This window comes from Shewanella sp. K8, assembly GCF_028823715.1.
Taxonomy (GTDB): Bacteria; Pseudomonadota; Gammaproteobacteria; order Enterobacterales; family Shewanellaceae; genus Shewanella; species Shewanella algae.
On record NZ_JAPEHY010000007.1, the window covers coordinates 121,609 to 147,146 of the forward strand.

A 25,538-nucleotide genomic window follows, 5' to 3' on the forward strand; every position below is an offset into this window, starting at 1 on the left:
TATGCCGTTACTCGATATTCGTAATCTCACCATAGAACTGGACACGCCCCATGGGCGGGTCAAGGCGCTGGAAAAAGTCAGCCTGACAGTCAATGCCGGTGAAATCCATGGTCTGGTCGGTGAATCCGGCTCGGGCCGCTCTCTCATGGCGCGGGCCATTCTCGGGATCCCCGGCCCCAACTGGACTGTCACCGCCGATCGCATGATGTGGGATGGCCGCAACCTGATGGAAATGAATCAGGCGGAGCGGCGCAGCCTTATGGGCTCTGATATGTCGATGATATTTCAGGATCCCTCCGGCAGCTTTGACCCGGCGCTTACTGTGGGCAGCCAATTGATTGAAGCCATGCCGCTGAATAAGCAGACACCTTTCTGGCGCCGCGGTAAAGAGCGGCGTCTTACAGCACAAAAATGGTTGCACAAGGTGGGGGTCAAAGAGCCGCGGCGGGTGCTGGCCAGCTATGCCTGGGAACTCTCCGAAGGTGAATGCCAGAAAGTGATGATCGCCATGGCGCTCGCCAATCGTCCCAAGTTGCTGATAGCCGATGAACCCACGGCTTCGATGGAACCCAGTACCCAGGCGCAGATATTTCGTCTGTTGACTCAGCTCAATCAGTTGCAGAACGTCGCCATCTTGCTGATCAGCCACGAGCTGGACACACTGTCGAACTGGTGTAACCGTTTGACTGTGCTCTACAGCGGCCAGGTGATGGAATCCGGCCCTACCGCAGAGCTACTTGAGCAGCCTTATCATCCCTATACCAAGGCGATGCTGGATAATATGCCGGACTACTCAGGCCCTGCAGCCCACAAGACGCTGATGCCGACCCTGCCTGGCTCAGTGCCGGCGCTGCAACATCTGCCGATAGGCTGTCGCCTGGGGCCTCGCTGCCCGGAGGCCCGCAAACAATGCGTGGTACAACCGCAACTGAGCCATCATAAAGACAGATATTACGCCTGCCATTTCCCTTATCAGAGTGAGCCTATTGATGACGACTCCCTTGCTTAAAGTCACGGACCTGAGCAAACGCTACTTCAGCGGCTACAAGGGCTTTCGCCGCCAATATACTGAGGCTTTGGCGCCCATTTCGTTCGAACTCAACAGTGGCGAAACCCTGGCCATTGCCGGTGAAGCCGGCTCCGGCAAGAGTACTCTGGCCCGTATTTTGGTCGGTGCCGAGTATCGCAGCGGCGGGCAAATTCTGTTCAATGGCGAGCCGCTCGACAGCCATGATCTGAAACAGCGCTGCAGACTTATCCGGATGATATTCCAGGATCCCAACACCTCACTCAACCCCAGGCTGACCATAGGGGAACTGCTCAATGAGCCGCTGAGGTTCAATACCAGGCTCTCGGCCCATGCCCGCAGTGAGCAAGTGGTTGAGACTTTGCGCAAAGTCGGCTTGCTGCCGGAACACGTGGAGTTTTATCCCCACATGATTTCCGAAGGACAGAAGCAGCGGGTAGCGGTGGCCCGGGCCTTGATGCTCAACCCGAGGATCATTATCGCCGATGAAGCTCTGACTGCACTGGATCTCTCGGTACGGGCCCAGATCCTCAACCTGCTGCTCAAGCTGCAAAAAGAGATGGGGCTTTCCTATATTTTTGTGTCCCACAATCTCAATGTTATCCGCCATGTAAGCGACAAGATCATGGTGTTGCACAAGGGGGTGATGGTGGAAAAAGCCGCCACCGAGACCCTGTTCAATGATCCGCAACACGAATACACCCAAAGATTATTGCAGGAGCAGGCACAACTGGCCCGCAAGCGTTGATAAGGGTTCAAACTGCTCCAACCACTGCCCCGTCGGCAGGCTTTTTGAAAAAATCAGTACCAATTAGAGTTGAAATACTTATCCTAATGACAGTTTTCGGAAGAAGAAGCTAAGACATGATTATTAAACCTAAAATTCGTGGTTTCATTTGTACCACTACTCATCCTCTGGGCTGTGAAGCCAACGTGCTGGAGCAGATCAACACCACCAAGGCCAAAGGCAAGATAGCCAATGGCCCCAAGAAAGTACTGGTGGTAGGTTCTTCCAGTGGTTATGGTCTCTCCTCCCGTATTGCCGCCGCCTTTGGTTCCGATGCTGCCACTATCGGGGTCTTTTTTGAAAAACCCGGCACTGAGACCAAACCAGGCACAGCAGGTTGGTACAACTCGGCGGCGTTTGACAAGTTTGCCAAGGCTGAAGGCCTGTATTCCAAGAGCATCAATTGTGATGCCTTCAGCCATGAAGCCAAAGCCAAGGTGATTGAGCTGATCAAGGCCGATCTGGGCCAGATAGACATGGTGGTTTATTCACTGGCCTCGCCTGTACGCAAACTGCCAGACAGCGGCGAAGTGATCCGCTCGGCCCTCAAGCCTATCGGCGAGTCATATCGCTCTACTGCGGTGGACACCAACAAAGACACCATCATTGAAGCCTCGGTTGAGCCGGCGACAGAGCAGGAAATCAAAGATACTGTTACTGTGATGGGTGGTCAGGATTGGGAACTGTGGCTAGATGCCCTCGACAAGGCCGGCGTACTGGCCGATGGTTGCAAGACAGTAGCTTACAGCTATATAGGAACAGAGCTGACCTGGCCTATCTACTGGCATGGCGCTCTGGGTAAGGCCAAGATGGATCTCGACCGCGCCGCCGGCGAACTGAACCAAAGACTGGCCGCCAAGGGTGGCAGTGCCAATGTCGCTGTGCTCAAGAGTGTGATCACTCAGGCCAGTTCGGCTATTCCGGTAATGCCACTGTATATCGCCATGGTCTTCAAGAAGATGCGCGAAGAAGGCCTGCATGAAGGCTGCATGGAACAGATTTACCGTATGTTCAGCGAGCGCCTATACAAGGCCGATGGCAGCAAGCCAGAAGTAGACGATGCCAACCGCCTGCGCCTGGATGATTGGGAACTGAGAGAAGATATCCAGCAGCATTGCCGCGATCTCTGGCCACAAATCACCACAGAAAACCTCAGTGAGCTGACCGACTACCGTGAGTACAAGGCCGAATTCCTCAAGTTGTTTGGCTTTGGTATCGAAGGCATAGACTATGATGCCGACGTTAATCCGGCGGTTGAGTTTGATGTTATAGAGCTCTAAACAAGGTGCAAGCAAGTATCACGCTGTTAAACGCTGCTCTTGATTAAATGCACAAAAGAAACGCCCCCAATTGCCTTAGCTATTGGGGGCGTTTTACCTTTTCGGGTATTTTTGATTAGAAGCTCAGGCTGGTGCTGGCCTTTTGCTTATCATTGTCGGTCACTGTCAGTGTCACTTCATTGGCACGACCGCCAATACGCATGGCAACCGGGCCGTTGAATCTACGCCCATCGTTGAAGCGCCACTGCTGCTTTTTGATATAACCGTCAGGATCATAGCTCTCGGAGATAAACACCTGCAGCAGCCAAAGATCCAGATGACGGATAACCGCCACAGGCTCGGTCGGTTCAGGGGCTATCTCAACGGTCACCTCACGGCTGACACTGTGCTGGGCACCTTTGTCATCAGTCACGGTCAGTGTAATGAGGTAGACACCGCTTTGCTGGTATTCATGGCTCACCTGCTCGCCAAAGGCTTGAGTACCGTCACCCAGATCCCACTCCTGACTCACCAACTCACCGTCGCTATCACTCGAAGTGCTAAAGAGCGCCACCGCGGCACCATTTTGCTGCACTGAGAACTCGGCAACCGGTGCCTGATTGGCCGCGGCAAAGTCCAGGGCGATGATCACAGGGTCGTGATCCGATGAACGGAAGGCATCGTTGCTGTAGAAACTTTGCAGTTGCTCCGGCGTCTTGAACTCAGTGTTATAGTCCAGCACCCTGGGTTCATCGGTATTGATATGCCACTCGGTCACATCACGAACATTGGCCAGCATGGCTTCATTGGCCAGAGCATGATCTAGCTGTCCCGACTCACCGGAGAACACATAAGAGTATGCGGAAGGCTTACCAAGCTCGCCAAACAGTTCGGCGTAACCGGCATTGGCCAGGGTTGTCAGCGGATCTTCCTTGGCGTAAGCGTTGAGATCCCCTATCACCAGCACCTTGTCATCCTGATATTCTGCCTGCAGGAACTGGCCTATCGCCATGGCTGCGCGGGTTCGGGTCAGATTACAGTTACCCTGGCCGTCGTTCATGTCGGGATCGCCCAGCGCATTACAATCACTGCCCTTGGACTTGAGGTGGTTGACCGCCACCACAAAGCTATCCTCACTGTCGTTGACGCTAAACTTCTGGGTCAGCATGGGACGGTGCTTGCCATCGTTGAACAGCACCTGACCATTGTCATCCAGCGCCGAATTGCTGCTGTCCAGAATCGCAGCTACCCCTTCCGGGGTGACTCTGTCCTGACGATACAGAATACCGACGCTGATCTCATCGTTGCCAATACGATTAACCTGTGGCGCCAGATAGCGATAGCTGTCAGTGCCAATGGCGTCGTTGAGACCGCGGGCCAGATCGGCAATTGCCGAGTTACTGCCGAAACCATCGTTCTCGATTTCCATCAAACCGAAGACATCGGCGTTAATAGTTTTCATCGCCGCGATTATCTTGGCTCGTTGGCGCTCAAACTCCTCTTGAGTATCGGCGCCACGGGACGTGGGGAAACCACCGCCCTGGCCATCGCCGTTGAAATAGTTGAGCACGTTGAAACTGGCAACTGTCAAGGCATCGAGACGATTCAACTCAGGCTCGGACGCTCTGGGATTGGCGGCAACAAAGTTGACGGTATCGACCGGCATCAAACGGTAAATGCCAAAGCCGTAATGCATCACCGCGGTGAGGTTTGTGACAGTATCACCGACTCTGAGCGGGTTAGCGGCGCTCAGACCCGGGGCCGGATAGATAACAGGATCCGGGTTTTGTGCTGTCAGGCCATCGTCAAGCACTATGGAATCCAGGGCATTGGCTGCCGTGACCGCCAAGGCATCGGCGCCGGGATTGGCCACCTGAGTACCGATAAAGTGACGGCTTGAACCCAACAACACCTCACCATAACGGCCAAGGTTGTAGACTTCGTTTACCGTAAGATGCTGCTCAAAGCTGACCAACATGCCTTCGAAGGCTTCAAGTGCACTGCTGTCATTGACCGGCAGACTCACTCTGGCTGCACTCGGCAGAGGCTGTGATGTGGCACACAAGGCCTTGGCACTGACATTGGTCAGTTCGGTCAGGCCTTGATATTCAGTGACCTGAGCCCGCACTCGAATTCGGTCGCCGGCTTGATAACCACTGGCGCTATTGCCTGTGTACAGGAACACCCCTTCCGAGGTCAAAGGATCGGCATCCGCCTCGGCATCGGCCATCTGCAGGAACAATCCCTTGAGACCCGCTTCCTGGTTGCTGGTGACTATTGCTTCCACTTCCAGGGTTTCACCGGCCAATGGACTGGCCTCACCGCTACCCTGCAACGCATGAATGGGTGTAGCCGCATCGCCGCAAACCAAGGCGCCATTACCGGGATCTGTCGGTTCACCCGGCTCGCCGGCATTACCGCCAAAGGCCCCCAGGTCGTCGATATTATCGATGGCGAAACCATCCCAACCGCTGAGGTCAACCGCATCGAAGGGGTCGAGATCCGCACTCAAGTTGTCCAGCTTACGCCTTATAGTATTGTTTTGAGTGGAAACATCACCACTGCCCCACTCGGAGCCGGGATCCACCCCAACCTGGCCCAGGCTGTCGACCACCTCACCATTACGGCTCAGCACCAGGGCATCATCACCGTTGAAGAAACTGGCGCTGCTGGTTTGCTGCGCCAATGCCAGGATTGCAGCGTCGGCATCATTGTCGGCCAATACATGAGTGCCACCGGCGGCCAGCATGCCGCTCAGGGCAATGCTGCTGCCTGCGCTGCTACTGCCATTGAAGAAGATATCCAGCTGATACTGGCTGAGATCGGCAGCTTGGCTGCCGGCGTTAAAGAGTTCGATGGCCTTGTTATTGCCTGAGCCTTCAACATATTCGGAAATGATCACTTGCTCGCTCGCCTGAGCCTGGGCAGCAATACTGCCCACGGCCAGGGCAAGCAGACTTGCCTTGGTTAACATATTGACCCCTGAAATATATCCTGATTATAGTGATTTTCTTATTTATCAATAAGTAATGTTATTTCCACATCCCCACATCCGGAGATGCAGCCACTATAAAGGCCACAGGTTACAATCAAGTTGCAATATGTAAAATATTTATCAAACTTTAGTGTTAGTTAATTAGTCCTATCAAGGGGTTAGCTTGGAGACAAAATTGAAAGTGCCTGAGTAACTCTAGTGCTCTAAGAACATGGCCTTACCACTCTTAGGTTCAAAGCGGCTTAAGTTGGCCGTCACGCAGGCCCACTAACATCAGCTCCCCGTCAGCGCCCAATCTCAGCTCGCCATAACGCCCCTGGCTGAAATGCTCGGCCTGGCCCTCTTCAAAGAAAAAAGCCTGGCTCGCCAATTGCACTTCTCCCTGACGGACTTTAAACGGCAAGCGTCTTTGCTGCTGCAACAAAGGAGCATCCGGGTCACTCTCCTGCGCCACAAAAGCGGCACGCTGCTGCTCGTCGAGACTCACTCTGAGCCAGCCCTGCATATTGTCCTGAAACTGCCCTTTTGCACGCAGCTCATTGGCCAGTTGCCGGGCCAACTCATAATCGAGTTGCATATAATCCCCCTGCATCAGCGAGCGGGGATCCACAGGTGCCAGCTCAAGCAAGATGGGCTCCCCGTGCTGCCAGAGCTGCTCTTTCTGCCACACGGAAATGTTGATGACCAGCAAACAAAGCAGCCCCCAGATGAGGCACAACCCCATGATTTTTGGCGTCAATTTGGGTTTCATTACTGCTCTCCTCCATTCTGCGCCGCCAGCCACTCAGGCCTGTCGCTCAAAGGCTTGAGCGCAAACCAGAGCAGTAGCAGACTCACGCCAAGCAGCATCAGCAGCAAGGATTTTTCCAACAAGGTTTGCTGCAACGAGTAATAGTAATAACCGCAGTAAACCGGCATAGCCAGGACCCCGAGCCAGAGCAGCAAACGCTCGGCCAGCACAAAGCCGAAAACCGCGACCAACGCGCCGGCGATAAGCCCGGGGATCCACCAAAACCAAACCAAGGCCGACAGCAGTCCCAGTAGCAACAGCACCTGCGAACGCCCATCCAATTGATGCCGGATTGCGTTCATTCGACTGCCGAAAAGACACCAAAGTTGCCACAGCAGCAAAGCTTCAAGTAACCATTGCGCGCCCTGCAACATAGCAAGGCTCATGCCGGAACTCTTTAACTCCCAGACACCTTCCAGCCAAACCAATTGCGGCGTCTGACAAAAGAGCAGCGCCAAGGTCATGGCCATGGCAAGGGAGCGCCAGCGAAGCGGCGTCTTGCCCCAGTCGGCCTCATGACGCCATAGCAGCACAAAGCCCAGTAGCAGTGCCGGCGTCACCAAGGGTAATAATGAAAGAGTCTGCAACAGCGCAATCAAGGCCAATAATGCCAGCAGCGCGCAACTGGACCGGGTCAAATAAGGTGGCAGCAGATACCAGTGAAGCAAGGCCGCCAGAGCCAGCATCAACCACCAGCGCCAGGAGGCCACTTCAAACAGCAGCTCATCAAAGGCGATGCCATAGAGCACCAAGGCGGCAACGGCAAAGCTCAAGGCAAACTGAGAGATAAACAGTCCACTTTGACCTCGGCTCAAACCAAAGGCCACTGCAGATGCTGCCAGCGCCAGGCTCAGCAACAACCCAGGCTGAATATCGTCCAACAATAACGCCAGGCTGGTGCCGATGAAACCCAGCAAACAGATCCCGGCTAACCAGCCAAACAGGATAAGCATTGCCTTGAGATACCAGGGACTTTGCAACTCTGGTGTCTCTTGTGCTACATCCCCCGAGACAATGCCCGCCTGCTGCAGCCTTTGCCAGAAAAGGCTGCCCGCATTAGGGACGATTTGCTCATCCTCCCAGGGCTCTGTGTCGGCTGTCGCATCTTTATGTTTTTGGGTCTGTTGCTCTGGTGCAGCGGCCAGATAGTCAGCCTGCAAGCGCTTTAGCAGCAAGGCGACAACTGAGGCACTGAGCAGCACACAAAGCGTCATCAGGGCAAACAGCAGTACCACGGCCTCACCGTCAAACACTTCAGACAGCAAGCGCAGCAACCAGAGATCAAACAGCGCTGCCGTGCCGAAAAGCCCGAGCGCCATGCCGTAGAGTTTACGCCTTGTGTGATAGCCTCGTATAAGCGCTGCGGCAACAACCCCGTAGAGAACCACAGCAATAAACTGCTCTTTGCTCAAGGAGTCGAACAGTGTCCAACAACTCGCCAGCAACAAAAAGCCCCAACTCAGCAGCCCGCTTGTTACCTCGCTGAGGGGGATGCCGTGCTTGTCTGTCAGCGCAAAACGAAGCAGGCATTGATGCAGCAGCCAATTGAGCGCAAACAGTGACCAAGGGATGGCGAGCCTGTCATCCCCCAGGAAGCTAAACAGGTCTGCAAACGGCAATGAGGTTATCTGCAGTAACAAGCACTGGGCCAGGTTCAACAGCAAGATAAGCAGCAGATAACCGGCTTCCAGTTTCAAACACACCACCCAGGGCAGAATAAGCAGTGCCCACACGGCAAACAACTGCCAGTTGTCAGCCCCTTGCTGATAGCTCTGGCCGATAAAGGCCAGCAAGACGCCGATGAACACACAGGCCACAAACAGGAGCCAGGGCAAAGCGCCTAGTGCCTTGTCGGCAAGGGGTGGCTTTAGCCATCGGCTCAACGCAAAGGCCAGCAACAAACAGCCCAGCAAGCCGGTTTCCAATAACGCCAACTTGCCCATGCGCGGTAAAGCGGCCCAGTTGTAGGCAAAAAAGCAGATAAGCGCCGAAGCAAAACAGAGCGCAGCACTCCCCAGCAGCAGAGGGTTGAAAAAGCTCAGGCTCTGCTTGGCCCCAGGTGATGGCAGTAATCCCAAGGCTTTGCGCCACGCAGCCCCCGAGACAAGATGCTGCGAATGCCATAGATAAAGTTGCTGCTTGGCCTGGGCTCTGTGTTGTTGCAAAGCATCCATGAAATGACCTGCCCGCTTTCCTTGAATGAATTAAGTTCCTATATTTAATCACAAGATCAAACAGATCAGCAGAGTTGGAGGTAGGGTTTGTGTGTCGGACGTTTCCATGCCGGGAAGATATCAAGAAAAGCCCCTGTTTGGCAGTGGCTGTTGGCTTGCCTCTTTCAGGCTTGTCTGTTGCTGCCCACGCAAGTGCAGGCCGCCACTGAGACGCCCAAGTCTCGGGACTCAAGGCCCCTTATCCTGGTGGGCGGTTATGATTTTCCGCCCTATATCCGGCTGCACAATCAGCATCCGCCCTCGGGCTTGAGTATCATGCTGCTCGATGCGATTGCCGCCAGACACCCCGAATATCGATTTCTGTTTGTTCCCACCAGCATACACAACAGATACGCCGCCTTCAGTCGTGGCCGTTTCCAGATGATGTTGTTTGAAAACCCACAGTGGGGCTGGAGCAAACTCAACCCACAGCCACACTTCATCCCACTGCCATTTGAAGACAGTGAGATCTATATCGCCAAGGCAGAGAAAAATCGCGACGAGCAGTTTTTTAACCAATTGAACAATAAGCAGATGTTACTGGTGGAAGGTTATCATTACCCCGGACTCTGGCAGGAGCTCGGAGGCCCACCTAAAAGAGTGCGTTATGTCAGCAGTAATCATGAGGTATTGCAGGGGATCCTCAAAGGACGGGCAGATATCGCCCCCCTGACCCGTTCCATGCTGGAGCGCTACCTGGCCAAGTATCCCAATACGCGCCGGCAATTGATGATATCCGGCCTCCGGGTGCAGCATTATGACCACCATATTCTGCTCGCGGGCGATGCCGCCATCAAAGAGACCGAACTGATAGCCACTCTGGAAGCGTTACGAGCCGAAGGCGTGCTGCAAAAGCTGTCGCGTCAGTTCAGCCTGCCCTTGCGAGCACCGTCCATGGCGCCAAAGCCGCTGACAGAGGCGAAAGAACCCTCTGTCAGTCCCGTTGCAAGGCAATAATGGGATCCAGTTTGGCCGCCTTCTGCGCCGGATAGAGGCCGAAGCCGACACCGATACTCATACAAACCCCGAGCGCCAGCAGTATCGCAAAGGGAGACCAAGCCACAGGCCAACCGGCCGCAGTTGATATAAGCAGCGCCAGTCCCAGTCCCACAACTATGCCAAACAGACCGCCGGTAGCCGAAATGGCGATACTTTCAATCAAAAACTGCCGGGCAATATCCTTGCGCCTGGCCCCCAGCGCCCGCAGCAAACCTATCTCGGCGGTGCGCTCCAAAATGGTGGCCAGCATAATGTTCATAATGCCAATTCCGCCCACCAGAAGCGAGATCCCGGCGACACAGGCCATGACGATATTGAAGATCTGTTGGGTCTTCTGATGTTGGGCCAGAAGGTCGGCCGGCACCACTATGTCATAGTCCTTCTCACCGCCATGACGGCGCTGCAACAGATGATTCAGGCTCTTGGCCGCCAGCGAAGGCTCAACCTCTTCCCTGAGCGACAGCTTAATCATGTCCAGCTCATCTTCAAGCGCCTTGAACTGCATCTTTTTCAGGGCGCTCGACAGTGGAATAAACACCTGATTGCGCTCGCCCCCAAGCTTGACGCCCTGGATTTTGGACTTACCGCGATTGGCATCGGCCAAGATACCCACCACGGTAAACCATTGATGGTTAATCTTGATGTTCTTGCCAAGGGCGTCGCCCTTGGGAAACAGGCTGCGGGCCGCCTCTGGCCCCAACACGGCGACCTGGCGAAAGTAAACTTGATCCTGCTCGGTAAAAATCTGCCCTTCACTGAGCTTGAGCGACGTCAGCCCAAAATAGCTGGGAGTCACTCCCATCACACTGGCATCGCTGCGCCCCTCGGCAGAAAACAGGCTGAAGGCCTTTACTTCCTTGGCGGCGCCCCAATCCTGGATAAAAGGCAAGGTGTCTCTGGCACTGTCGATATCACGCAGGCTCAGACCGACACTGTGTTCACGAATCGATTTCAGCGCCTCGCCGTCATTGCTGCGACTGTTGACCACCAGATTGCGAACCCCCATGGATTCAATCATCTTCAAGGCTTCACGCTCGGCACCCTCACCGACGCTGAGCATGGCTATAACGGCGCCGACACCGAATATCATCCCCAGCAGCGTCAAGGCGGTACGCAGCTTATGGTGGCGCATCTCATCGAACGCCTGGGCAAATCCTTGCCATAGCCCTATCACCGGACTCATAGCTGACTCCTCTTGGGTGGGGTTGTCAGGGCTATTACATCACCGGGATTTAGCCCGGCGGTAATTTCGGTGCGGTTAAGGGACCTGTGCCCCGGAGTCACATCCCGGCGCACAAACCCGCCGCCCTGCTTGAGAAACACCCAGTAGCGCCCATCTTTTTGAAACAGGGCTTGATTGGGTACAGTCAATACATCATTGAGATCCAGCACCTGTACCTTGGCGTTCACTTGTCTTCCCGGCTGCATAATGGCCGGCAAAGTTTGATCCAGGCTGATGGTGAACTGGAAATAGTTTACCGGGCTATCTCTGTCTTTGGGCTTGGCCAGCGCATCGACCTGGGTCACTGTGCCGCTAAAAGGCCTCTCAGGATAGGCATCCAGAGTCACGGTGGCCTGCTTGCCGATGGCGAGCCCCACAGCTTCCGATTCAAGCACATAGACCCTTGCCTGCATCACGGAAGTATCCGGCAATATACCTATGGGGAATCCGGACCAGATCATGTCACCCACCACAGGAAAGGCGCCATCCCAGCCAGCCTGATAGACAAACAGCCCATCGTGCGGCGCGATGATCTCCATCTGTGATAGATTGCCCTGATACCTGTCCATCTTGGCCTGATGGCCTTTCTGTTTCAGCTTGATAAGCGCCTGCTCGGCATCGGCCTGCGCCTGGTGCTGAGTGCCGCCCCACTGAAAATAATCCAGCTTGGCATCCAGATATTCCTTGTTGCGCATCTGATCTATGATGTCGATTTTGGTGTAGACCCGCTCATCTTCACTGAAAAAGCGCTCGGCCAACTCCCGCTCATTACCTGTAACCTTGCTTCCCAGAGTCAAACTCTGGCTCAAGGTGAGATCTTTCTCTGTCTGGATCTGTGCATCCTGAGCCAGGCGCTCAAAGTCGAAGGCTTCCATCTGCAAGCGAAACGACTCACGGGTATCATCGAGCCTGGCCACCACATCCCCGGCCTTAACCTGGGTAAAGTTGTTCTGGATCCAGGCCAGGGACTGAGGCCCACGTAACCCCGTGGGCACCACAACGGGAGTGGACTGCGCCGCTTCCAGCTCACCGCTGGCGGGGATATTGACCTGAAACTCGCCGCGGCTGACTGTCATGGTGAGCACACCATCGTTGCCGCTTGGTTGGCAGCCACTCAAGGCCAAAGCTATTAAGGCCTGCGTTATCAAGGCACAAGCGATTAGCGAATGATTCTTCATGGCAGCAATACCTCATCGCCCACCTGCAAACCGGAGAGTATTTCAACCTGATCGCCACCCATGGCACCAACCCGCACCGACTGTTTGCGAGCCCCCAAGAGCCCGTCCAGCAGCACATAAGGATGACCGGCCTCGTAATGCACCGCATCCTGAGCCACCAGAGTACGCTGGCTGTCATCGGCAATTTCTATGCTGATCTTGGCGGTCATTCCCGGACGCATCAGCTCGGTATCCGGCTCGTCTATGCTGGCAACCGCATCGAACACCACCAGAGGAACCTCCTGGCTTTTGTTACGAAAAACCGCGCCCAACTCTTTGATTTTTCCTGTAAATACTTTATCAGGATTGGCATCCAGACGGATCTTGAGTTGCTGGCCCAGTTTAACTCTGCGGGCTTCTACTTCAGGGATCGCCATATTGACCTGCATGCTGTCGAGATCCGGGATAGACAACACCACATCACCGGCAAACACAGATTGGCCCTCCTTGAGCTTGTTGCCCTGAGGATCGTTGCCATAAACCACCATACCGGCACGGGGCGCCACCAATGTCATCGAGGCGATCCCCTTTTTCAGCGCCGCCACTTCGGCAGCGAACTTCTGCCTGTCTCCGTCGAGCATGGCTTCCCGTTGCCGGGCGCTCTCGGCCTCAAGTACCAGTTGCTGCTGCACCAGAGCCACCTTGTCACGGGCAATCACCGCGTCACGTTGGTACTTTTCTTTATCCAGCGCCGCAACTGTGTCATCAGAGAGGGCAAACTTACGCTCGGCCTTGTCCAACTCCATTTTGGCCTCCGCCAGTTGCAACTTGAGCTCTTCCATCTTCTTGGCATTACGCAGCTTGGAGGTCTGCAAGTCCTGCACCGTTGCCTCAAGCTCGGCCGATTTGACCGACAACCTTTGGGTCAGTTCCGAGGTATCCAACTGAGCCACTATCTCGCCGCTTTCCACCTCGCTGCCTTCGGGCGCCAGTTGCTTGACCTGGTATTGCCAGATGCGCCGCATCACAGGCGGCATTAAAGACACGGTATCGGCCGCCACCAGCTCGCCGGTGACTTCTATTTTTTGACTCAAGGGCCCCTGCAGCACCTGAGTGCTCACCCCATCACTGCAGGCGCTCAGCGCAAGCAGTGCCAACCAGGCCAAACTAAAACGCTTCATGTTTGCCTCCGGTTTCCACCAGCACACTCATGCCGGGGATCATGGCGATATCCTCAGGCGCCTTGAAACGGATCCCGACTTCGAACCAGTTACTGCGGCCCCAGGCAGGTAAATTGATGGCCTGGCGACCGATACTGGCTATTTGTCCGGGAAAGGCGCGCTCAATTTCCGCATCCAAACTCATGGTGACGGCTTGCCCGGGTTTCAGGCGATCCACGTCCACCTCATTGACCCAGGCGATCACCTCCAGATCTTCCATGGCTGGCACAGTGGCAATTTGTCGCCCCACTTGCACCGTATCCCCCACCTCGAATTTTTTGTTGCTCCAAGGGTCCCGTCCAAGCAGCAAGGGGCCGGCGATTTCGGCTTTCAGCTCCAGGCTGTCCAAGTCCTTGAAGGCCTGGGCCAGCTCGAGCGCCGCCTTTTCCTTGTCAATCTTCAGCTGTGCCAGAGTCGCCTTCTCGGTATCCAGAGCTTCGGCCAGTGCTTGCTTGGCCTTGGTCACCTCGGCGTTTATCTGCAACAGCTTGAACTGATTGTCGGCGTACTCCTTGGCAGCAATAAAATCCGCCGGCACGGCCGCTACCAGTTGCGCCTTTTCCTGCTCCAGTAACTGCTTTTTCAGCTCAAATCTGGCTTGCAATACCTTGGACTTGAGCTCTATGGACTGGCTCTGCTCCTGCGCCGATACCCTGAGCATGCTGGCTTCCAACTGTTCTATCTGATTGGCTACCTGACTCTTGTCAAACACCACCACCACTTGCCCGGGGGACACCAAAGAGCCCTCGGGTAACATCCACTGAATTTGATAGCGCCAGGCATCTCCGGCCTTGGGGACGCTGAAAGTCTGCGACTTGGCGGAACTGACTTTACCTGTCAGTAGCAGCTGCGCTGCGGGCTGCGACTTGGCGTCCGTCACCTTGCCCCTTGTCGCCCCGAATGAAGAAGAGGGCGAGCTGGCAGCAGCCGTTGCCGGTATAGCAATTTCTGAAACAGCCAAGCTTGAAAAAGTCAGGCCCGAGACCGCCAGGCTCAAAAGTAAAAGAGAATCAGGCCGCATTAGCCCTCCTGTCACTCTGCAGGCAACCATCTCGCATGCGGATAACCCGCTGGGCGTAAGCGGCCACTTCCTCTTCGTGGGTCACCAGAATAATGGTTTGCCCTGCGGCATGCAGCTCGGTAAACAGCGCCATGATCTCAAGTGAAGTCTTGCTGTCCAGCGCCCCTGTGGGCTCATCGGCCAGCAAAATGGCCGGGCGATTGACCAGGGAGCGGGCTATCGCCACCCGCTGACGCTGACCGCCCGAGAGTTGGTTGGGCCTGTGATCCAGTCGCTCTCCCAGCCCGACACGCCTCAGTAACTCTATAGCGTGGGTTTCATCGCCCTGCCCTTCTGGACTGTATCTCAGCGGCAGCATTACATTTTGCAGCGCCGTGAGTCTCGGCAAGAGGTGAAAACTCTGGAACACGAAACCTATCTGGCGGTTACGCACCGCAGACAAGGCATCATCATCCAGTTGTCCCACCTCTTCGCCATTGAGCAGGTAACTGCCGCTGCTGGGTTTATCCAGGCAGCCTATGATATTCATCAGCGTCGACTTGCCTGAACCCGATGGCCCCATGATGGCCACAAATTCATTGGCTTGAATGTCGAAACTGACTTCATCAAGCGCACGCACACAAGCGTCGCCCATCTGATAGGTTTTGCAAAGTTGTTGAAGCTTTATCATTGCTCTTGGTGGGTATTGCGACCGGCGCTCAACCACTCCTTGTTATTGTCTGCAGCTTTGAACCTTGGATAAAGGCGCAAGTTCCCTATTTAATGCCAAATTCCAACGCCGGGCCGCAAGCTAATTGTAAGCTGACATTTCAGCGCCCGAGAACCAATGCTGTGATGCCTCAAACAGCTTGAGGCCGATGCAACGCCTCTTGGTGTAATTCGGGCCGGGCTCATGAATTCTTGCCTTGGAATCGGGCTTAGGGCCTGACTTATGGGCTGACTTATGGCATAGCCCCTATCCAGGCAAACAGGGCCGCGAGGCCGTAAAGCAGCGGCGGCAACAGGCTCTGGCCACTTTTTTGCCCGCCAAGCAGTCTGGCATAGAGATGCCAGACCATCAAGAGAAGTAGGTTGAGAACAATAAAGAGTATTAAACCAAACACATAAGTTGCCGGCATCAGCTCAAACGCGCAGGCTATCAAGGCCAGAGCAGCAGTAAGCAAGAAGGGCGCAAAACTGAGATCCGCAAAGCAGTCTTGCTGTTCACGCCTGTTGGCGCGGCCATGGTTTTCCTGCGTCCAAGCTGCCCCTTGCCGGCGTTCGCGGGCTTTGGAACGGATCCTGGGCCAGAACTCAATCACCAGCGCGAACAAGATGATACAAGCAGCCAATAACAGACTCAAAAGCATAGTGCCTCCCTCCCATGGACAAAGAGACAGGCTGCGGCTGCATTTTATTGCATCACATGTTGGCCATTATCCAGTAGTCAAGGCGCTTTTGCGGCTCGGCCAAGATGGTTTTGCAGCTGTCTTTGTATTGGCTCATCAAACCACCCAAACTCTTGCTGTTACCCATGGTTTCCAGCATTTCGGCACGGGCCGCAGCCACGCCCTTCTCGGCATCCTGTGCCGAACTGTACTGGGCGGCCAAAGCCTCGGCATCCTTGGCAGATTGTTTCAGTCTATCTCCAACGGCGGCCATCTGCGGTGCATTCATTGCTGCTATGGCTTCAGAACTTATCTGATAATAGGCGGCGCATTGCTGCAACTCGGCGCTAAAGGCCTCCTCGGCAGAACCGGCGAGTGCTGTGGCACTGGAAAACAAGCCGATGGCGGCAAAGACAGACAAAGCAGTTTTATGGGGCATCTTGGTGATCCTCTTGATATCAATGAAGGCAAGCTACTTTAGTGCCTGATGAATTTCAAGGTTTTAGGGTCAGACTGTAGTGGAAAAATTCATTGTCCCGGACAAAACCAATGGACTCATAGAGCGCTTGAGCCCTGACATTATTACGCTGGGTTTCGAGGATCAATTCATCAATGCCCTGTGCTTTGGCGTAATTCAGCGTGGCATCGAGCAGCGCACGACCTATGCCGACACACCTGGCATGCTGAGTGACATAAATATCATTGAGGATAAGCAGCGGCGCCGCCTGCAGCGAAGAAAAGCCGGGATAGAGCTGCACAAACCCCAAGGCTTGGTTTTGCTCATCCGGCAGATAAAAGATCACGGATTCATCCCGCTTAAGCCTTTGGCTGATAAAGCTTAACGCCAGTTCGGGCTCGCTGGGATATCCATAAAACCGGCGATACTCATCAAACAGCGGTGAGATAATCTCGGCATCCTGTGACTGTGCCCGAATAACTTGCTTTAGCATGAATGATTTCCCTTCAATTCTATTGTCCTAAGTGGCGCTCACTCACTGTGCGAGTTCGGCATTGTACTGATCACTGTAAAATGCCAGCCTGTCCTTGAGGCCTTGTTTCACCTCGGGCCATTCGCTGTCAATGATGGAGTAAACCACTGTATCCCTGACACTGCCGTCCTTGAGCAGTCTGTGATTGCGTAAGATGCCATCTTGCTTGGCTCCCAGACGGGTGATGGCTTCCCGCGAAGCCTGGTTGTGAAAATGGGTTCTGAACTCCACCGCCATCACATCCAGGGTCTCGAAGGCGTACTCCAGCAACAACAGCTTGGTTTCGGTATTGATGGCGCTGCGCTGCACGCTCTTGGCATACCAGGTATACCCTATCTCCAGCCGGCGGTTGGCCTGATCCCAGTTGCAAATGCGGGTACAACCGACAATTGCACCGCTGCTTCGGCTACGTACCGCAAAGGCCAAGGCTTCACCGCGCTGCTCACTATCCAAAGCCTGCTGGATATACTCCTTCATCTCATCCGGATGCGGCACGCTGGTGTACCACAAGCGCCACAACTCACCATCGGCGACCGCCAGCGACAACGCCGGCAGATGATCCTGACTCAAAGGTTCGAGGATCACATGTTCTCCGGTCAAGCATGCTTCCAGTCCCATGATTTGCCTCCCTAATAATGCAAGATGATGATTTAACACTTGTTTGATTACCAGACTAACATGAATAAATCATTAAACCAGAGAAAATGTTAACAAACGGTTTCTGCAGCAAGCCAGCTGAACTCTGTCAATCTGACGGGAAAACCCGGCCTTTTGGCCCGCTGAATATCAGCCAGGGCTGCAGTCAATAAGTGCAACGCGCATGGTTGAACGGACTGAGGCATCAACCGTTGAGCAGCACGCATCTGCTACCTATATAGATTGAATTGAGGCAACCTGAGGTGGTGCTCCTGAAGAACCTTCTGATCACATAGACGGAGTCGCACTTCCAAGTTGAATTCGTGCTTCCCTTGAATCACTATGAGAGAGACGGTAATAGAGTCATGACAGTTGAATAATTGCAGTCGAAGGCAGAATGATGAGTAAGAAATGTTTTAATTTAGGGACCCTATCCGAGGACTTCGACGAGTCTGATTGTATGTTTAAAGAGGTTGATGAGAGAAATTACTTTTATGCCACCAATGAATATATACCTTGCTCTTCTCGTTCACCCATAACTTGGGAGGATCCAGAGATATCAGATAGTACTGAGATTCCTGATATCGTTGAAAAAGGTGATAAGCTCGTATCCAAAGAAGTTGCTAAACTAATAATGTCATTTGACCCTTATGGTGTGGAGATATATCCAGCAAGTTTGCTCATTGAAAATGAACTTCTTACAGAAAGGTACATAGTATCAATAAAGAATGTCATTGACGTTATAGATACTGAGCGTAGTAGAATTATTCAAAATCCAAAGCCCCACCGACCACCTATTGTTTCTCGTCTAGCTATATGCCCGGAAAAACTCGAGCTTATTCCATTACATAAACGTTTAGTTTTTAGGGTGAAAGAGTCAAATACGGTATTTTTTGATGTTAGTATTGTGGAAAAGTTTATCGCTGGCCTTATGAACGGCCATCATAATTTATGTCAAGCAATTCCGTTTGATACATCAGAATTAACCCCAACAATATAACCGCTCAGAATAGTAAAACGTTGGCCGGGTTAACCCCGGCCGAATATCGTGGCAGTTACAACAATTCATAACTACCGGCAACCCGGAACCAACCGGCTATGCTGGCGCGATCTTTATGGGTTGGCAGTACTTCATGGGGGAAACGCTCGCTCAGGAAGATCACCAGAGTGCCCATTCTCGGCGGGATCTGCTCAAGCAGAGCGTCGTCCTCTTCATAGAGCATCAGCTCGCCACCATCACCCTGTTGCCAGTCGGGGTTAAGGAAAAATACCGTGGTCAAGATCCGGTTGCGACTGCCCCGCAGCGCATCCAGGTGTTTACGGTAAAAAGTACCAGGGCGATAAAAGGCGTAATGGCTTTCATAATCGAATAGCCCCATAAACAGGCGCCGGTTAAGCCCATGACGCAAGCACGCCATGTATTCCAAATAGTCGGCATCCGGTTGTTGTGCTTCATTCAACCAGCGGATCCTGTCTGAACGTATCTCCTGTTCGCGAACACGCTCATTGCCACGGCCGATTTCAGCCCAGCGAAAACTCTCTACCGGCGAGTGGTTAACCTTATCCAGCAATGCGCTACTCAACGTCTCCGGCAGCACATCCTCAAGCACTATGTATCCCTTGTCCGTAAGTGCATCGGCAATCCTGTCCAATAGTTCATCGTTTAACAGCGAAACCAAATGGGTATCCTCTCTGAAATGCTGCGGCTGTTATTGCCTGCTTATTGACAAAGCCACAACCTAAAAAGCCCCCACTTGAATAAAGCGGGGGCCGATTCTGATAGCAGCGGATACTAGAGCATTCGATTTGGGCTGACAATCAAAATAAAACTTTCAATTCATATAGTTACAACACTAACCATCTATTCTCAAAGAGGCTCTTCAAGCTAAACAGGGTGCAAATTCAAGCGCTTGAGTTGTAGCTTGAATCCATTGATGGGAAAAATCGGCTCGCGCCTGTGGGGAAGTTAATTATCTTCTATACTCTCAAACAGGATTATGACTGTAAAACAGTGAATTATGGGATCAGAACGTCAACCAACGCGTCAGTTCTATGTTCGTGCCGCCATCATAGCCGCCGAACTGGAAAAGACTCAGGGCCATTGCAAAGAGATTAATATCATCGCCAGCAATGCCCAGGCGGCATCGATTCGTGCCGGCAGCATGGCGCTGGGCTTTAAGGCGCTGACCCACTCCATCGACGAACTGGCGCATTTCACCACCCACTCAGCCGCAAGAATCAATCATCTGGCACAGACCATCAGCCGCCTAACCAGCGAGCAGGCCCGAGTCCGCAAGGCGATGCTGCAATTTGCCCGCGCCAGGGAGAAAGCCCGTAAAGCCCGTTATGGCGACAGCATCATGCCGGCGCTGGAGAAGAACAGCCAACACTTTACGGCCCTTGAGCAGCAGTGCAAACGCCTGAGCCTGGATATTGAATTGCAACTGGAAGAGCTCTGCCAGCAGCTGAAAACCGCTAAAGTGCTGGCCTCGCTGTGCCGCATCGAAGCCTGCCGGATAAAGCCCGCCGACCAGGCCACTTTCAACCATGTTGCCAACCGGGTCGATGCTGCTGCCGGGGCGATCCGCACTCAGGTAGATAAGGCGATTCAATTACTTGAACAATAAGGGAGTACAGGGATGAAGAGCCAACTCTTGTTGGAAACCCATAGCCACAAATGGATCTATTTTGGCCGGGATCCGGACAAACCCGACGGCATCATAGACACCAATCAATATATGTTGGTCACTGCCGAGCAGGCTCTGCTGATGGACCCAGGTGGCATAGAGCTATTTGCCCCCATGCTGGCCAATGTGGTTTGCCACATTCCCATAGAGCAGCTCACCCATCTATTCGCATCCCATCAGGATCCCGATATCATCTCCTCCCTGGGGCTGTGGGATCAGACTCTGGAGCGGGCCCAGCTGCACGCGCCCTGGATTTGGGAAGGTTTCATCCGCCATTTCGGGATGGAGCATATCCAATACCAGGCCATTAAAGATCAAGGCGGCAAGCTGACGCTCGATGGCGTAGAGGTGCAGTTTATCCCGGCCCATTATCTGCACGCTTCCGGCAATTTTCATGTCTACGACCCTGTCGGCAAAGTGCTAATGTCGGGCGATATAGGTGCGGCACTGGAAGACACGAATGCCGGGCTATTTGTCGATGACTTTGGCCGTCACACCGAGAAGATGCGCTTTTTCCATCAAAGATGGATGCCCTCCAACCGCGCCAAGCAGGACTGGATAGCCAGAGTGAGAGAGCTGGAGCTGGACTATTTATGTCCGCAGCACGGGCGGATATTCAGGGGCGAGCAGATACCTGAGTTTCTCGACTGGTTCGAGCGCCTGGAAGTGGGGGTTGCGGTAGGCAACTGAGTAAAATAGCTTGATGCCATGAGCTTAGCCCATGGCAAGTTTTCCGCCATTGAGTGTTCGGCAGCTATCAGAGATAGCGGGCAAAGGCGCTGCCCTCTTTGGTGGCTTTGAGCGGCGCTTCAACCACAGGAGTGCCCAGATAGAGAAAGCCCACTATCTGATCGCTGCCATCGAGCCCCAACGCCGTATTGACCGTAGAGTCAAAGGCAAAGGTACCAGTGCGCCATATTCCGCCCAGCCCCTGGGCAAATGCGGCCTGCTGCATCGCCATCACGGCGCAGCCGGCTGCCAATTGCTGCTCCAACTCAGGGACCTTGGGATGATCTTTGGTCTTGGCAACCACAGTGATCACCATAGGCGCCCTGAGCGGCATACCGGCAGCCTTGTTGATAAAGCCCTCGTCGGCACCATCTGCTGTTGCGGCCGCCACAAAAATATCCGCCAGGCGATTGAGCCCTTCGCCGGTAGCAATAATAAACTCCCAGGGCGCCAGGCCACCGTGATCCGGTACTCTGGCCGCAGCATCCAGGATAATTTTCAGTTGCGCCTCATTCGGCGCCGGAGCCTGCAGTCGTGGACATGATTGACGGGTAAGAAGAAGAGTAAGTGCGTCCAATGCGCGATCCTCAGCTGAGATATCAATGACTTCACAGGATACCAAATCCGCCCCGGATCGCCAGAGGCAAAAAAGCCGGACGACTTGTTTTAAGCAACAATCAGCCGAGGTTAGCGGTTTTGGGCAGCCATTTACGGCCAATAAAATAGTCCACACTGGTGTAACGGCCGCCGCCCATAAACAGCAATACCAACAGCATAATGAAATAGGTGGCCGCAAACTCAATGCCGTTGTTGAGGATCACCAGGTTACCCGAACTGGTAAGCCAGTCGTAATTGCCGTGCTCCTGCAGTATCCCCTTGGCCCGCTCAAGCTTCTCCACCGAAGCCATCACCCTGTCGTTTGCGAGCCAGGATGAGGGGTCGGCAATCGCCAGCCAGCCGTTGGACCAGTGCACACTGAAGGCCGCCACCAACATGGTAATACTCATGGGGATAGCTACCAGCCGAGTGGCCAACCCGAGCAGAAGCAACAAGCCACCAAAAAATTCGGTCCCGGCCGCCAGCGCCACCATCACTTCAGGCATGGGCAAGCCCAGCCCCCAGTCCGGATTACCGAACCAGGCCGCTGTGTCGCTGAAGTGGCTGAGTTTATTGTAACCGGCCTGCACCAGCACCGGCGCCAGATAGAGCCGCAATGCCAAAGGTGCCAGGGCATCGAAGTGGCGCAGTGATTTCAAAAATGCCGCATAGGTTTGAATGATGGCTTGCATGAAAACCTCCTTATTCGGGGAGTATTCCTGTCATGCTGCAGTTGACCCGGCAATAAGCGATTTTATTTCAGTCTTTAGTTTAGAAAGGTGCGAACAAGCCCCATGTCTGCTCTGCGTCCACTTAAGGGCCTGGATGCAAGGCGTGGTTCGCGGGCAAATGGTCCAATGCCCGTTCTACAGACCAAAGACCCGCTTTACGACCACATAAGCTCAGGGTTATGTCTGCCTCATAAGCTCAGGGCTGTGCCAACTCAAGGCTATGCCTGACTCAGCTCATCCAGATCGTCAATCAAGTTGCCCAGCTTACGCTTGAAGTGCTTTTGCTGGCGCGCACTCAGGCTCTGGTGCAGTTGCAACAACAGCATGCCGAAGTTTTCCGTGTTTTGCGCCAATTTCTGCTTGTGCACATCAGACTTGAGCTCATCGGGCGATGTCATCAGCAGCCGCAAGCGCTGCGCCAACAAGTCAGAATCACTGCGTTGCAGCAATGCTTGTTTGAACTGCCGGAGCCACTCGTGACGATACTCGAGCCACATATCCAGGGTCGCCAGTCGGCGGCTGTTGTGCTCATGGATCAGGGCCTTTTGCTGCTCACTCAAACGCCCCAGCCAATCGGCAAACAGCTCCTCCAGCCGTTCATCCGCATCTTTAATCAGTTGTTCCTGGTTCTTGTCCTTGTATTCATCCACCAGCTCCTGCTCATCGGCCTCCAGTTTGGCAATCACCTGCGCGACCTGCTTGTCACTCAAAGAAGCGATAAGGGGCAAAAGATCGTCAAACACCTGGGCAAACAGCCGAAACCAGTGATCTCTTGCCATATCCACATGATGGCGCCAACTCTGTGGCGTTAAAGTACCATCGGCAAGCTCGGTTTGCAGCGTTTTTAGCTGGGCACTGTATCTGGGTAACTCCTGGCTGCGATGCCAGACGAGAAAAGGGTCGAGAATGGCGTCAAACGCCTGCTCCTGTTGCCGGTCGAGAGTGACATAATCTTCCAGCTGCCACTCTATGGCCCAATCGAGGAAATAATAGCTGACCTTGGTGGAGCAGGCACTGAGCGCAATAAGCAGCGCCAGGGCAATAACAATGCGTTTCATCCATTAAATACTTTAAGTTGGCTAAGGCCAGGCGACAGCTTCTTCCCTGCCTGACTCATTGATGCTTTACAAGATGCCAGAAGTCATCAAACCAGTCGAGATAAGACTGCTGCTGATTGTCCCAGGCCATCTGCAAGGCCCAGCAGCAGGCAAACAGCCAGTAGACATCGATGGCGGCAGCCACGGCCAGGTGGGCATCGCCGGTTAAATGCGGATGCTGCTCAAGATAGTGATAGATGAGCCACTGCTGCCCCTCGGCGCTCAGCAGATGGGATGACAGCACCCCGGCCAACTCAAACAGCGGGTGGGAAGCGCAGGCATATTCAAAATCGACGCACTTGAGTCCATCCTCGGCCAGCAGCAGATTATGAGGATTGAGATCCCTGTGACAATACTGAGGCCTCAGCAGACAGGCTTCCAGCCGAGCGTTGCACTGCTCGAATAACACTTGGGCCGAGTGAAGTTGCATAAGCCGCTGTTGCCAGCTTGAAGGCTGCCCCCGGCTCAGTGCCATATCATCGAGCCGCTCCAGATAGATGCGCCACTGCTCGGCAACACTGATTTCGAGCTTGGGAGCCGGCAATGCTCTCAGCCCCAGCAGCAACTCCAGCAGTAAGGCCTGAGGGGATTTGCCTTGCTTGGCTCCCAATACAGCGCCTGAGCCCAATTCATGTTTAGGCTCATGTTTAGAATCATGTTTACGCTCAGGCAGGCTAGAGAGGCTCTTTGAGTTTGCATAGGCTTTCTGAGCCGCGCGTGCGATCTCGGTCGCGCCTTTGGATGCGAGTAACTGCTGCCAGTTGGCTTGCGGCGCTTGTTCGATAAAGCGGCTCAGATATAACCCCTTGTCAGCGCTGACCCAAATCAGCCCTGGTGCCAGGTTCGCCTTCTCGGCAACCCGCCAACATGCCAGTTCGTTGTTTCTGTCGCAGATACGGTCTGAGCCCGGGGAATTGACTCTCAGCACCAATGACTCGCTACCGGCCTGCAAGAACCAGTTTTGGTTGCTTAGCCCAAGGGTGAGCGGCTTGGCCCCCTCAAGCGGCCACAACTGTAGCCGCTTGAGGGCGGCGTTGAGCTCGCAGCTCAAACCTTCACCCAGACTGGTTTCAAGTGCTGTCAGCGGTTTGCCTTTCATGCCGCACCGCTTTCAAGCTGTGAGGAGTCGCGACCGCGGGACTCCTGGGCTCTGGCGCGCCAGATAAAGTATCCGGCTACCGCCATCCCCACGTAGAGCACAAACAAGAGTGAGGTCAACATCAAGCCCTTGCTTAAATAGAGATAGATGGACACCAGATCAATAACCACCCAATAGAGCCAGTTTTCCAGCACCTTGCGCGCCACCAGAAAAGTCGTCATCACAGCAAAACAGCTGGTTGCTGCATCCAGGTAGGGAAAGGCTGCCTGAGTGAAAGTCGCCATCATATGACCGACAAACAGAGACACCAACCCAGTCAACAAAATCAGTACCAGGTGCCGCTGCCAGGGCCAGGAGGTCACGGCCACTCCTTGATGGTTTTCCCCACCCCGGCGCCAGAGCCAGTATCCGTACAGCGCCATCGCCATGTAATAGACGTTGAGCACTGACTCCATCAGCAGCGCGACTTTCCAGAACAGCACAGTGTAGATGGCGGTGCTGGCAAAGGCTGCCGCCCAACACCAGATATTGGCTTTCATGGCCAGCAGCAGATAGGCCAAGGCCAATACCACGGCTACCGCTTCCCAGGCGCCCATGCCCTGGGCCTGAGAGCCGGCCTCGGCGAGCCAGTGCCAGAATTCACTCATGGGTTATTCCCTGTGGCCCAAGTTCAGCTCACCGCCGATAAATTTACAGACAAACACCGCCTTGCCAAATTTCTCGTGCGCTGCCTGCATCTCAGTGGTCAGCATGGCCATCACCTCGGCATAATCACCGCACACCTGAGTCGCCATGGCATTGGTGGTTCTCTCTATGTTGGCATAACTGTCCAGGCGCTTGATAAACCATTGAATAGGCTCCAGATACTCATCGTGGAGCGGATACATGCTGATTTCGGCAGTTAACTTCATTTTAC

The 25,538-nt window shown here is 54.1% G+C and carries 26 protein-coding genes; 7 read left to right on the top strand and 19 right to left on the bottom strand.

What is annotated here, in order from left to right; genetic code table 11:
- Nucleotide 1 precedes the first annotated feature (1 nt).
- The 3 genes from ON072_RS05950 (at nucleotide 2) to fabV (ending at nucleotide 3,094) form a co-directional block, all read left to right on the top strand.
- Nucleotides 2-1,009 carry a peptide ABC transporter ATP-binding protein gene (locus tag ON072_RS05950; protein ID WP_025011220.1) on the top strand — a complete coding sequence of 336 codons (1,008 nt, stop codon included), beginning with the start codon at nucleotides 2-4 and terminating at the stop codon, nucleotides 1,007-1,009.
- A complete protein-coding gene (locus ON072_RS05955) occupies nucleotides 990-1,775 on the top strand; it encodes a peptide ABC transporter ATP-binding protein (RefSeq protein WP_025011219.1) in 786 nt (261 codons plus the stop codon). Before ON072_RS05950 ends, ON072_RS05955 begins: the two co-directional genes overlap by 20 nt.
- Nucleotides 1,776-1,891: 116 nt before the next feature.
- On the top strand, nucleotides 1,892-3,094 hold the full coding sequence (gene fabV / locus ON072_RS05960) for an enoyl-ACP reductase FabV (protein WP_025887141.1): 1,203 nt from the start codon (nucleotides 1,892-1,894) through the stop codon (nucleotides 3,092-3,094).
- Between the two features lie 115 nt (nucleotides 3,095-3,209).
- On the opposite strand, the gene ON072_RS05965 is transcribed toward fabV, so the two are convergent.
- From ON072_RS05965 to ON072_RS05975, 3 genes are all read right to left on the bottom strand, one after another.
- The gene (locus tag ON072_RS05965) at nucleotides 3,210-6,047 is read right to left on the bottom strand and encodes an ExeM/NucH family extracellular endonuclease (protein ID WP_261752950.1); all 2,838 of its coding nucleotides are present in this window, start codon (nucleotides 6,045-6,047) and stop codon (nucleotides 3,210-3,212) included.
- Nucleotides 6,048-6,300: 253 nt separating this feature from the next.
- Nucleotides 6,301-6,819: a GDYXXLXY domain-containing protein gene (locus ON072_RS05970; RefSeq protein WP_208140591.1), complete on the bottom strand. Its 519-nt coding sequence runs from the start codon at nucleotides 6,817-6,819 to the stop codon at nucleotides 6,301-6,303.
- The gene (locus tag ON072_RS05975) at nucleotides 6,819-9,032 is read right to left on the bottom strand and encodes a DUF2157 domain-containing protein (RefSeq protein WP_261752949.1); all 2,214 of its coding nucleotides are present in this window, start codon (nucleotides 9,030-9,032) and stop codon (nucleotides 6,819-6,821) included. Before ON072_RS05975 ends, ON072_RS05970 begins: the two co-directional genes overlap by 1 nt.
- A 177-nt stretch (nucleotides 9,033-9,209) precedes the next feature.
- Between ON072_RS05975 and ON072_RS05980 the strand changes: the two genes are divergently transcribed.
- A complete protein-coding gene (locus ON072_RS05980) occupies nucleotides 9,210-10,028 on the top strand; it encodes a substrate-binding periplasmic protein (protein WP_208163990.1) in 819 nt (272 codons plus the stop codon).
- Here ON072_RS05980 and ON072_RS05985 read toward each other — a convergent pair.
- The 9 genes from ON072_RS05985 to ON072_RS06025 form a co-directional block, all read right to left on the bottom strand.
- On the bottom strand, nucleotides 10,006-11,253 hold the full coding sequence (locus ON072_RS05985) for an ABC transporter permease (protein WP_025011214.1): 1,248 nt from the start codon (nucleotides 11,251-11,253) through the stop codon (nucleotides 10,006-10,008). The genes ON072_RS05980 and ON072_RS05985 overlap by 23 nt on opposite strands.
- Nucleotides 11,250-12,470, bottom strand: coding sequence for an efflux RND transporter periplasmic adaptor subunit (locus ON072_RS05990; RefSeq protein WP_025011213.1), 1,221 nt, complete (start codon nucleotides 12,468-12,470; stop codon nucleotides 11,250-11,252). The genes ON072_RS05985 and ON072_RS05990 overlap by 4 nt, the downstream gene beginning before the upstream one ends.
- Nucleotides 12,467-13,630: an efflux RND transporter periplasmic adaptor subunit gene (locus ON072_RS05995; protein WP_261752948.1), complete on the bottom strand. Its 1,164-nt coding sequence runs from the start codon at nucleotides 13,628-13,630 to the stop codon at nucleotides 12,467-12,469. The genes ON072_RS05990 and ON072_RS05995 overlap by 4 nt, the downstream gene beginning before the upstream one ends.
- The gene (locus ON072_RS06000; RefSeq protein WP_234520649.1) at nucleotides 13,617-14,549 is read right to left on the bottom strand and encodes an HlyD family secretion protein; all 933 of its coding nucleotides are present in this window, start codon (nucleotides 14,547-14,549) and stop codon (nucleotides 13,617-13,619) included. Before ON072_RS06000 ends, ON072_RS05995 begins: the two co-directional genes overlap by 14 nt.
- 130 nt (nucleotides 14,550-14,679) lie before the next feature.
- Complete coding sequence (locus ON072_RS06005) at nucleotides 14,680-15,360, bottom strand: ABC transporter ATP-binding protein (protein WP_025887136.1); 681 nt, start codon at nucleotides 15,358-15,360, stop codon at nucleotides 14,680-14,682.
- Between the two features lie 271 nt (nucleotides 15,361-15,631).
- Nucleotides 15,632-16,039 carry a hypothetical protein gene (locus ON072_RS06010; protein WP_109247371.1) on the bottom strand — a complete coding sequence of 136 codons (408 nt, stop codon included), beginning with the start codon at nucleotides 16,037-16,039 and terminating at the stop codon, nucleotides 15,632-15,634.
- Between the two features lie 52 nt (nucleotides 16,040-16,091).
- The gene (locus ON072_RS06015) at nucleotides 16,092-16,496 is read right to left on the bottom strand and encodes a hypothetical protein (protein ID WP_025011208.1); all 405 of its coding nucleotides are present in this window, start codon (nucleotides 16,494-16,496) and stop codon (nucleotides 16,092-16,094) included.
- Between the two features lie 55 nt (nucleotides 16,497-16,551).
- Complete coding sequence (locus ON072_RS06020; protein ID WP_044734754.1) at nucleotides 16,552-17,007, bottom strand: GNAT family N-acetyltransferase; 456 nt, start codon at nucleotides 17,005-17,007, stop codon at nucleotides 16,552-16,554.
- Between the two features lie 42 nt (nucleotides 17,008-17,049).
- Nucleotides 17,050-17,664: a GNAT family N-acetyltransferase gene (locus ON072_RS06025; protein WP_025011207.1), complete on the bottom strand. Its 615-nt coding sequence runs from the start codon at nucleotides 17,662-17,664 to the stop codon at nucleotides 17,050-17,052.
- Between the two features lie 478 nt (nucleotides 17,665-18,142).
- Between ON072_RS06025 and ON072_RS06030 the strand changes: the two genes are divergently transcribed.
- Nucleotides 18,143-18,682, top strand: coding sequence for a hypothetical protein (locus ON072_RS06030; protein WP_144133725.1), 540 nt, complete (start codon nucleotides 18,143-18,145; stop codon nucleotides 18,680-18,682).
- Between the two features lie 55 nt (nucleotides 18,683-18,737).
- Here the strand turns inward: ON072_RS06030 and ON072_RS06035 are convergent, their stop codons facing one another.
- Nucleotides 18,738-19,361, bottom strand: a complete 624-nt coding sequence (locus ON072_RS06035) for a 2OG-Fe(II) oxygenase (protein WP_025011205.1) — start codon at nucleotides 19,359-19,361, stop codon at nucleotides 18,738-18,740.
- Nucleotides 19,362-19,700: 339 nt separating this feature from the next.
- Here ON072_RS06035 and ON072_RS06040 point away from each other — a divergent pair, with 339 nt between their 5' ends.
- Nucleotides 19,701-20,309 (top strand): chemotaxis protein, encoded by a 609-nt coding sequence (locus ON072_RS06040; RefSeq protein WP_274625989.1) that lies wholly within the window; start codon nucleotides 19,701-19,703, stop codon nucleotides 20,307-20,309.
- A 12-nt stretch (nucleotides 20,310-20,321) separates the two neighbouring features.
- The gene (locus ON072_RS06045; protein ID WP_045282669.1) at nucleotides 20,322-21,059 is read left to right on the top strand and encodes an MBL fold metallo-hydrolase; all 738 of its coding nucleotides are present in this window, start codon (nucleotides 20,322-20,324) and stop codon (nucleotides 21,057-21,059) included.
- 67 nt (nucleotides 21,060-21,126) lie between these two features.
- On the opposite strand, the gene ON072_RS06050 is transcribed toward ON072_RS06045, so the two are convergent.
- From ON072_RS06050 to ON072_RS06075, 6 genes are all read right to left on the bottom strand, one after another.
- Nucleotides 21,127-21,675, bottom strand: coding sequence for an NAD(P)H nitroreductase (locus ON072_RS06050; RefSeq protein ID WP_062793391.1), 549 nt, complete (start codon nucleotides 21,673-21,675; stop codon nucleotides 21,127-21,129).
- 100 nt (nucleotides 21,676-21,775) lie between these two features.
- Nucleotides 21,776-22,387, bottom strand: a complete 612-nt coding sequence (locus tag ON072_RS06055) for an HvfX family Cu-binding RiPP maturation protein (RefSeq protein ID WP_025011202.1) — start codon at nucleotides 22,385-22,387, stop codon at nucleotides 21,776-21,778.
- A 257-nt stretch (nucleotides 22,388-22,644) separates the two neighbouring features.
- Nucleotides 22,645-23,484 (bottom strand): DUF6279 family lipoprotein, encoded by an 840-nt coding sequence (locus tag ON072_RS06060; RefSeq protein WP_025011201.1) that lies wholly within the window; start codon nucleotides 23,482-23,484, stop codon nucleotides 22,645-22,647.
- A 55-nt stretch (nucleotides 23,485-23,539) separates the two neighbouring features.
- Nucleotides 23,540-24,622 (bottom strand): phosphotransferase, encoded by a 1,083-nt coding sequence (locus ON072_RS06065; protein ID WP_107005375.1) that lies wholly within the window; start codon nucleotides 24,620-24,622, stop codon nucleotides 23,540-23,542.
- A complete protein-coding gene (pnuC, locus tag ON072_RS06070) occupies nucleotides 24,619-25,269 on the bottom strand; it encodes a nicotinamide riboside transporter PnuC (protein ID WP_025011200.1) in 651 nt (216 codons plus the stop codon). The genes ON072_RS06065 and pnuC overlap by 4 nt, the downstream gene beginning before the upstream one ends.
- A gap of 3 nt (nucleotides 25,270-25,272) precedes the next feature.
- Nucleotides 25,273-25,533 (bottom strand): hypothetical protein, encoded by a 261-nt coding sequence (locus ON072_RS06075; RefSeq protein WP_146509257.1) that lies wholly within the window; start codon nucleotides 25,531-25,533, stop codon nucleotides 25,273-25,275.
- Nucleotides 25,534-25,538: the final 5 nt, after the last annotated feature.